General features: G+C 65.4%; 7 protein-coding genes and 1 pseudogene. 7 read left to right on the top strand and 1 reads right to left on the bottom strand.

Annotated elements, in window-relative coordinates; genetic code table 11:
• The first annotated feature begins 289 nt into the window (after positions 1-289).
• Complete coding sequence (locus EOA49_RS28240; RefSeq protein WP_127242297.1) at positions 290-520, top strand: cupin domain-containing protein; 231 nt, start codon at positions 290-292, stop codon at positions 518-520.
• Positions 521-775: 255 nt separating this feature from the next.
• On the opposite strand, the gene EOA49_RS28235 is transcribed toward EOA49_RS28240, so the two are convergent.
• The gene (locus EOA49_RS28235; RefSeq protein ID WP_127243484.1) at positions 776-2,788 is read right to left on the bottom strand and encodes an acyltransferase family protein; all 2,013 of its coding nucleotides are present in this window, start codon (positions 2,786-2,788) and stop codon (positions 776-778) included.
• A 361-nt stretch (positions 2,789-3,149) separates the two neighbouring features.
• Here EOA49_RS28235 and EOA49_RS28230 point away from each other — a divergent pair, with 361 nt between their 5' ends.
• The 6 genes and pseudogenes from EOA49_RS28230 to EOA49_RS32870 all read left to right on the top strand — a co-directional run bounded on the left by EOA49_RS28230 (position 3,150) and on the right by EOA49_RS32870 (position 8,148).
• A complete protein-coding gene (locus tag EOA49_RS28230) occupies positions 3,150-3,692 on the top strand; it encodes a hypothetical protein (RefSeq protein ID WP_066999535.1) in 543 nt (180 codons plus the stop codon).
• A gap of 178 nt (positions 3,693-3,870) precedes the next feature.
• A pseudogene (locus EOA49_RS28225) lies at positions 3,871-5,941 on the top strand (AI-2E family transporter).
• Between the two features lie 383 nt (positions 5,942-6,324).
• Entirely contained in the window at positions 6,325-7,257 is a 933-nt protein-coding gene (locus EOA49_RS28220; protein WP_127243483.1) for a hypothetical protein, read from the top strand.
• Between the two features lie 156 nt (positions 7,258-7,413).
• On the top strand, positions 7,414-7,506 hold the full coding sequence (locus tag EOA49_RS28215; protein ID WP_082980611.1) for a hypothetical protein: 93 nt from the start codon (positions 7,414-7,416) through the stop codon (positions 7,504-7,506).
• 102 nt (positions 7,507-7,608) lie between these two features.
• Complete coding sequence (locus EOA49_RS28210; RefSeq protein WP_127241894.1) at positions 7,609-7,701, top strand: putative RiPP precursor; 93 nt, start codon at positions 7,609-7,611, stop codon at positions 7,699-7,701.
• Positions 7,702-8,010: 309 nt separating this feature from the next.
• Positions 8,011-8,148, top strand: a complete 138-nt coding sequence (locus EOA49_RS32870; protein WP_164746987.1) for a hypothetical protein — start codon at positions 8,011-8,013, stop codon at positions 8,146-8,148.
• Positions 8,149-8,321 lie beyond the last annotated feature (173 nt).

Genomic DNA, 8,321 nt, shown 5'->3' with positions numbered 1-8,321 from the left:
CATCGCTGCCTCCTTGAGGTCGATGGTTGCCCCTTCGAGGCACAAACGGTTTCGGGACGGGTGGTGTTCCGAGAAAATTAGGCGGGGATCCTAAGGCCCAGCAAGGAGCGAAGCGGCGCCGAAGCTGACGATCTTCGCCCTTGCGGGTGGAGATCACGCTTTTGTTCGCCCCGCTGTTTTCGATCTTCGGAGTCGCCATATCGCCACCTGCTGTCGCCGTGCAGCGCGTGCGCGCTCGGCGTCGTCGTCTATTGCCACGTCCAGCCAATCCCAACCGCAGGAGCCTGCCATGACCAAGCCCACCATCCTGAAATTCGGCCCCGTCGAGCATGGCGATGGCGGCGATCTGCCGGGCTGGATCGCGGTCGAGGGATCGCCGACCATGCAGACCGCCGTCCAGCACACCAGCGAGCCGGTCGAGGTCGGCCCCGGCGACGCCTTCGTGGTCGAAGCCGATTTCAAGGGCACCTGGAAGATCCTCGAGCCGGTGACCAAGCATTTTGTGGTTGTGGCGGAGTGAGCAGAAGCTGCTGATCTCCCCCTTGCGGGGGATGTCTGGCAGGACAGACGGGTGTGAAGGAACGCCGACGCTCGCACGGTCGCAATCCTCGGGCTTGACCCGAGGATCCATGCCGTGACCTTCGGCGTGAAGCGCTACGGTGCAGAATTCTGTTACTGCTGCAACGCTTTAGCGTCACGGCATGGATCCTAGGGTCTGCGCGCGTCGCTTCGCTCCTTGCTCCGCCCTAGCATGACGAACGACAGGGGCGGCGCCCTACCTTCCCACCTTCGAGATCACGCGCCTTTCCACCTCCGGTTCCAGCGATTCCGCGAATGGCGTTGCCAGATGGTGCTGGTCGCGGAAGGCGAGCTGGCCGTCGATGAAGACGTGGCAGGTGGTGGCGTTGCAGAAGCGGTCGGTGAGGTCGACGTAGGTGGCATTGGGCACGCTGGTGACGATCTCGCGCTCGACCGCCGCCATCTGGTCGTTGGCGGCATAGGCGCGGCTCTGGTCGCAGAGCGATGGCGCCTTGTCGCGCCACAGCGCGCGCGACACGCAGGTGTCGATGTTCTCGTCGTTGAACGGCACGTCGCGGATGAAGGCGATCTTCAGCCCGGCCTTGCTCAAGCTGGTTAGTGTCGAGCGCAGGCCGGCCCGCCATACGGCGTCCGGCGTGTCCGGCTCGCCCTTGCCCGCCGCCATCTTGCGCGAGGAGGTCAGCGCCAGTTCGGAGATCACCACCAGCGAAGGCCTGGCCGCGATGATCTCCTTGATCGCCTGTTCGCGCCACTGGTCGCATTCGCGGTAGTCGCGGTTGAGCTTCGTGACAAAGTAGGAAAACCGTGAGGGCCGGCACGAGCTCTTCAGCCAGGTCTCGACGCGGTAGCCGTTCTTCTTTCCTGCCTCGATCAGCGGTGTCGACCAGTGATCGGCGTGCGAATCGCCGAACAGCGCGATCACGCGCTGGCCATTGCCGAACACGCAGGGTTTCGGCGTTACCGTGTCGTAGCCCTCGACGCAGGCCTTGGCGCGCGCGGTGGCCGGCTCGGCCGCACTTGCCGCGATCGCGCGCTGCTCGGGGTCCTCGGCGCGCACGGCAAGCGCTGCGTTGCCGTAAGCGGCTGCGACGCCGGTGCCGGTCAGGAGGAGGGCCGGCACCAGCGCCCGCGCCGCATTGGCCATAAGCCAGCCATTGCGGCGGATTGGATTCTCGATGAAATGATAGCTCAGCGCAGAGAGCGCCAACGTCAGCCCGAGGCAGGCGAGGCGTTGCGCAAAAGTCAGCTCCTCGACCAGCATGCCGGCATAGACGATCACCGGCCAGTGCCAGAGATAGAGCGAGTAGGAAACCTTTCCGATCCACTGCAAGGGCGGCAGCGCCAGGGCGGCATTCACGCAATTCGAGGAAAAGAGCCCCGCGTTTTTCCGTTCGAAATTGCGTGAAAGAATGCCGTCCCCGACGCCGGCCGCGCCCGCCAGCAAGAGAAGGACAGTACCGGCCACGGGCACGAGCGCCAGGAAACCGGGGAAGGGAGCCTCCTCGCTGAAGGTGAGGTAAGCGAAGGCAATGAGGACCAGCCCGTAGAGGCTGAACGCCGTCCCGAGCCGCGGGCGGTTCTGGAGCAGCCATGCCGGCGCCATCGAAGCCAGCCCGCCGGCGGCGAATTCCCAGGCGCGCAGCGGCGAGAAGTAGAAGGCCCAGGGCTGCGAAATGGGGGTCAGCCAGGCGCAGACCGCGAAGGAGACCAGGCCGGCAATGCCGATCGCAAGCATGATCGTCCGCTTGCCGGGCTTCAGCCAGGCCGCCAGCATCAGCAGCGCCGGCCAGGCGAGGTAAAACTGCTCCTCCACCGACAGCGACCAGTAATGGATAAAGGGGTTGTTGGCGGCATCGCTGGCGAAATAGTCGAACGACCAGCGGATCAGCCACAGATTGATCATGTAGGCGGAGGCGAACATCGCGCCCTTGGAATAGAGCGCCTGCTCCTCCGGCGACAGGATCAGCGTGCCGACGGCAAGCGTGGCGGCGATGACGAACAGCGCCACCGGCAGCAGCCGCCGCGCGCGTCGGGCATAAAAACGAAGGAGGTCGAGCCGGCCGGTGAGCGAAATTTCGCTGACCAGATGGCGGGTGATGAGGTAACCGGAGATGACGAAAAAGATATCCACGCCGGCAAAGCCGCCGGGCAGGGCGGTGAGGCCGAAGTGGAAGGCGACAACGCCCGCCACGGCGAGCGCCCGCAATCCCTCAATGTCGGGCCGGAAGTCCGGCGATGGTGCTGACACGAAGGCGAACCTCGCAACGGTCGTTCGTATCCCGCCTTGGGTAAAGCCTCGCGCCTATAGGCCCATACCGCAATGCAACAAATCTAACGCAGTGCAACATAAAGGGAGGCGGCTGCAACGGCGGCGGCAGCCGACGCTTCGGCACCCTAGGGTCTGCGCGCGTCGTTTCGCTCAGGATGACGAAGGAGCTCAGCCGCCGTTTCGCCAGTGTTCGAGAGCATGGAAGGACATTAGCGAATGCTAAAGGCAAATTGTCCGCCTGCAGGTAATCTGGTAGGATCAGTGCACCGACGAACGGCTCTGGGACGCCGTGACGTCCGACATCATGCACAAAGACATCAACTCGAACCGGAGAACGGCCATGAAACGGCTTCTGACGGTCGCTGCGCTGTTGGCAGCGGGCAGTTTGATTGCGATGCAGGGCGCAGCTGCCGACGATGCTGCGCTGATCAAAAGCGCCGAGTCCGCCGCACCCGCCGCAGTGGCGAGTGGCGCTGCGGTCTACGCCATGGATGAAAAGGGGAATATGCGCACCCTGCGCGAGGGCAAGACCGGCTTCTGGTGCATGCCGGACAATCCGGCCTCGCCCGGTCCGGATCCGATGTGCGGCGATGCCAACTCGATGGAATGGGCGATGGCCTGGCTGGAAAAGAAGGAACCCCCCAAAGGCAAGGTCGGCTTCATGTATATGCTGTCCGGCGGCACCGACGGCAGCAATACCGATCCTTATGCGACGAAGCCCGAGGCAGGCAACAATTGGATCGAGACGGGGCCGCATGTGATGATCGTCAACGCGATGGACATGATGAAAGGCTATCCGACCGATGCCAAGCCCGACACGTCCAAGCCTTACGTGATGTGGCCGGGCACGCCCTACGCGCATCTCATGATCCCGGTAAAATAGCCGGGCACGAGCCTTCTGGTGCGGCGGCGAGCGCTTCAAATCTCCCCTTGTCCGCAAGGGGAGATTTGCATCAGCCGCTTCATCCTCCCTCCAACTGATCGCGCCTCGCAACCATCCTCCGATCCGCGCGTTGCACGCCGGCGAAAGCCAATCATGGCGGGCAGGGTGGAGACTCACGGTGGCGGATAATCGTCAGAACGGCACGCGCGAGCCGGAACCGGGGCTGGCGGGCCTGCTTGCTGCCTCGCGCAGCCATCCGCGCACGGCGCTGCCGACGGTCGCAACCGTCGTCGCGTCGGTTGCGGCGCTCTATTTCGGGCGCGAAGTGTTTTTGCCGATCGCAGTCGCGCTGCTGTTGACTTTCGCCATCGCGCCGCTCGTGTCGGCGTTGAAACGCGTCGGCATTCCGCGCCTGCCTGCCGTGATTGCCAGCGTTTTGGGCGCCTTTGCCGCGCTTGCGCTGTTCTCCTTCGTGGTGGCCACGCAGGTCAGCGACCTCGCCCAGAACATCCCCGTCTATCAGATCAACATCCTGACAAAGATCCGCGCGCTGAAGGAAAACGGGCTGGGCAACGGCATCATCTCGCGCTTGAGCGGCGTGATCGAGCGCGTCGGCCAGGAATTCGAGCGCCAGGAGCCGCAACTGCCGTCCGCCGCCCAGACGCCGAAGCGCGATCCGATCCCGGTCGAGATCGTCGCGCAGGAAAGGCCGCTCGAAGTGTTGCAAAAGGTCATCGAGCCGCTGCTCAGCCCGCTCGGCTCGGCCGGCCTTGTGGTCGTCGTCGTCATCTTCATGCTGATGGAGCGGGAGGATCTGCGCGACCGCTTCATCCGTCTCGTCGGCTATGGCGATCTCCACCGCACCACCCAGGCGCTGCAAGATGCCGGCAAGCGGGTCGGCCAGTATCTGTTGATGCAGCTGGTGGTGAACGTCATCTACGCCATCCCGATCACCATCGGCCTGTGGGTGCTGGGCATACCCAATGCGCTGCTTTGGGGCATGCTGGCGCTCGCCCTGCGCTTCGTTCCCTATATCGGGCCGATCATCGGCGCGCTGCTGCCGCTGTTCCTGGCGCTGGCGGTGGCGCCCGGCTGGTCGCTTCTTCTGTGGACCGGGGCACTGTTCATCGCCATGGAGCTGATCACCGGCAACGTCATCGAGCCATGGCTCTATGGCTCGCGCACCGGCCTCTCGCCGCTCGCCATCATCGTCGCGGCGATCTTCTGGACCTGGCTCTGGGGGCCGATCGGCCTGGTGCTGTCGACGCCGCTCACCGTCTGCCTCGTCGTCCTCGGCCGCCACGTTCCGCAGTTCGAGTTCCTCGACGTGCTGTTCGGCAACGAGCCGGTGCTCGAGCCTCATGCGCGTCTCTATCAGCGGCTGCTTGCCGCCGATCCGGACGAGGCGACCGACCACGCCGAGGAGATGCTCGAAGAAAAATACCTGTTCGAGTTCTACGACCAGGTGGCGATTCCGGCGCTGCTGCTTGGCGAGCAGGACCGCATGCGCGGCGTCATGGATGACGAACAGCGCAAACAGGTAGCGGCGAGCGCGCTGACGCTCGTCGCCAATCTGGACGCCAGCGCCCAGGAGGAAGCGGAGGAGGCGGAAGCCGAGGAGGAAGAGGACCAGCAGGCAGCCACTGCCTCGGCCGAGGCCTCGCCGGGCAGCCTCAGCCAAGATCACCGCGGGCAAGGCTGCTGAAGGCAAGGCGAACGATCGGAAGGCCGGCGACGGCAAGGAGCCTCTATCCGAGGAGGTCGATCTTCCGGATGGCGTGGGCTTCTCCGTGCTTTGCGCCGGCGGGCGGGGCGAGCTCGACGACGCCGCCGCCGCTATGCTGGCGCAGGTGCTGGAGGTGCAGGGCGCCGAAGTGTCGAGAGCGAGTTTCATTGACCTCGAACCTGCCGGGATCCGCCGCCTCGACCTGAGCGGCGTCGATACGGTGGTGATCGGTTTCCTCAACCGCGACTCCACCAAGCACGCGCGCTTCATGGTGCGGCGGCTGAAGCGGCTGAAACCGCGTCTCAGGGTCGGCATCGTGTCCTGGTCGGAAATCGGCAACAGCGACGCCAAGGCCGCGGCCGAACTTGCCGCCGGGCTTAACGCCGATTTCGTCGCCCATGGCATGGTCAGCGCCGTGACGGGCGCCCTGTCGAGCGAGCCGCCGGTGATGCTGAAGCTTGCGCCGCAACGCCGGCCACGCCGCCGGCCGGCCCGCAAGAAGGAGCTGCAGGCGGCTGGATGAGGGAGGCGACTTTCCCCCTCAATTGACCGGCCCGAAGGCCCGCGCGAACCGCGCGGGCAGGCGCCGGCCCCGCCGGCGGCGCCACGCCCCAGCCCTCAGGCTGGCCGGGTGGCTGTCTGGTTCGGCCCTTGTCCGGCCGTTTCTGTTCTGCCTCGCCGATCCGGGCAGAAGCCCGGATCCTTCGGAGCGCGCTAGAAATGCAGGTCCAGTGCAGGCGGATGGCTTGGCCTGGATCGTCTTGCGGCGCTGCTGCGGAGCCGGCGGGACGGCTTGCTTGCTCCTGGTTGCACTGCCCAGTGAGCTTGCGGCGGCCGTGAAAGCATGATCTTCGCTCGAACAAGAGGCCAATCCCGATTCTGTCGGGACGGAACAGGTGCAGCCGGATGGCACTGAACATCGCGCAGAAGTTACGACTGACTTCGGTCGTGCTGGGAACCGCCAGCCGCAAGGATCTGGCGGCGGCGTTCCGAGCGGTCAATCCGAAGACGGCTTTCGATATCGGCCGCGCCGACAAATGGCTGCAAGGCCGCGCCCAGCCTCGCGAGCACAGCGTCTACGAAGACTGGGCGAAAGTGCTGCGCCTCGAGCGACCCGGCGCCTGGATCGCCGAGAGCGATCTGCCGAGCTTCACGGCCGCGATCGCGGCCCGGAACGGCATCGACGCGACGGAGCTCGAACGCCGCGCCCACGCCCAGGCCGAGGCCTCGCCCGGGCATGACGACAAGGGCACCGGGCTGGCGCTTGCCGGGACCTATGCCTGCTATTCGCGCGCCTGGTCGCCTTACTATCGCGGCCAACTCATCAGGGGCCGCCTGTCGATCGAGGCCGGACCCGGCGCGCATGCGTTCACCGCCACATATCGCGAGACATTGCCGACCGGGCAGTTGCAGCTCGGCGGGCCGGTCACGCCGGCAAAGCGCAGCCTCTACCTACATCTGAAGGAGGTGGGCGGCGAAGCGCAGTTCTTCCTTTGCCTGTTCCCGCAGACGCAGCCGGTGAGCGTGCTCGGCGGCTATATGGTCGGCACCGCCATCATCGGCCCGGAGGCGCAGCCCTCGCTGACAAGAATCCTGCTGGTGCGCCTGCGCGATGCGCCAGCCGCCGAGCAATGGGGCGGGTACCTGCCGCCGGGCACCTCGATCGCCGCCGATCTCGCGAGCCTCGGCATCGTCATGGAGCACCCGGAAGCGGTCGACCGGCAGCTCGGCCAGTTCCTCAGTGCCGACAGCGACGGCGGCGTCAACCAAATCCCGCCGTCCGAGTATCGCGCCATCCTCGACGTGTTCGACCGCCATTGGCTGCAGCACGCGGGCTAGGAACGAACCTCAGCAGGCTCGATGTTGCCGGCTGACCACAGCCTGCCCGCATTCGGTTGCAGCCGGCTCGCTCTGCACGCATCTCACGAAAACGTTTTTTGACAAACGGCACTTCCCTTGCGTCGTGAGGCGGCAAATTGGGCAAGGGGCATATCCATGAAGAAGATCTATGAGAAACCGGTGCTGGTGAAGCGCCAGAAGCTGTCGAGCGTCGTTGCCGGGTCGTCGGCTCCGATCCCGCCGCGCTGACCTAAGCAACAGCCAGCAGGGCAAGCATTCCCGGGCTAAGCTTGACAGGGCGGCCGCATCGCGTTCACCTGCGCCGGTCGTTGACCCGCCCAGGAACGAACGATGAAGAAGACTTACGAAAAGCCGCGGCTGCAAAAGCGCGGCAGGCTGTCGGCCGCGACCGCCGTCGCGCCGTCGTCCGGCTTTACCTTCTGAGGCGAGCCAGGCCGCCCTGCGGCACTCCTTTGCGGCGGTCCGAGATCGGTCGAAACTATTGGCTTTGCCACGGCGCGCCAATCGGCGTACCCTGCCTTATCGCTGGTACCACCCACCGGACACCATTGGCGACTGAGAGACGTTGATCCGCGCTCCCGCCTGAACAGGGAGAGCGGCATGCTCGAGAACAAGAATCCCCACTAGCCCGCGCGCGGGCACGCGGCCGCAGATTTCCAGGACCAACTGATTGAGGAGAGCAGAAGGGCGCTGATCCGCTCTTACGACCTGTTGCGTCGTACGGAGCGCCTGGTGAACGCTTCCGGCCGCAAGCTTGATGGTCGCTCCCCGGCAGCGCTCGCCCGCGCGAAGCGTCTTCAGGAGGGAATTGCGATCAAGAAGGCCTATAGCGAGCCGACGCTTGAAAAGCTGGCAACGGTTCGTCAGTAGCGGTCTGGGCACCCTTTCTGAGCCTCGTACGCGAAACCTCGCGCCGCTGCCGGCCAGGAGCGGGCGGTACACTACGCAAGTGCCCGCCCGTCCGGCGCCGCCGCCAAGCTGCTGAAACCCCGTCCGTCCCCAACAGCAACGGTCATGGCGTCACCAGTCACTCCGGCTTGCCC

It is taken from the genome of Mesorhizobium sp. M1A.F.Ca.IN.020.04.1.1 (assembly GCF_003997315.1).
Classification (GTDB): domain Bacteria; phylum Pseudomonadota; class Alphaproteobacteria; order Rhizobiales; family Rhizobiaceae; genus Mesorhizobium.
This window is presented reverse-complemented; position numbering and strand designations above follow the sequence as displayed.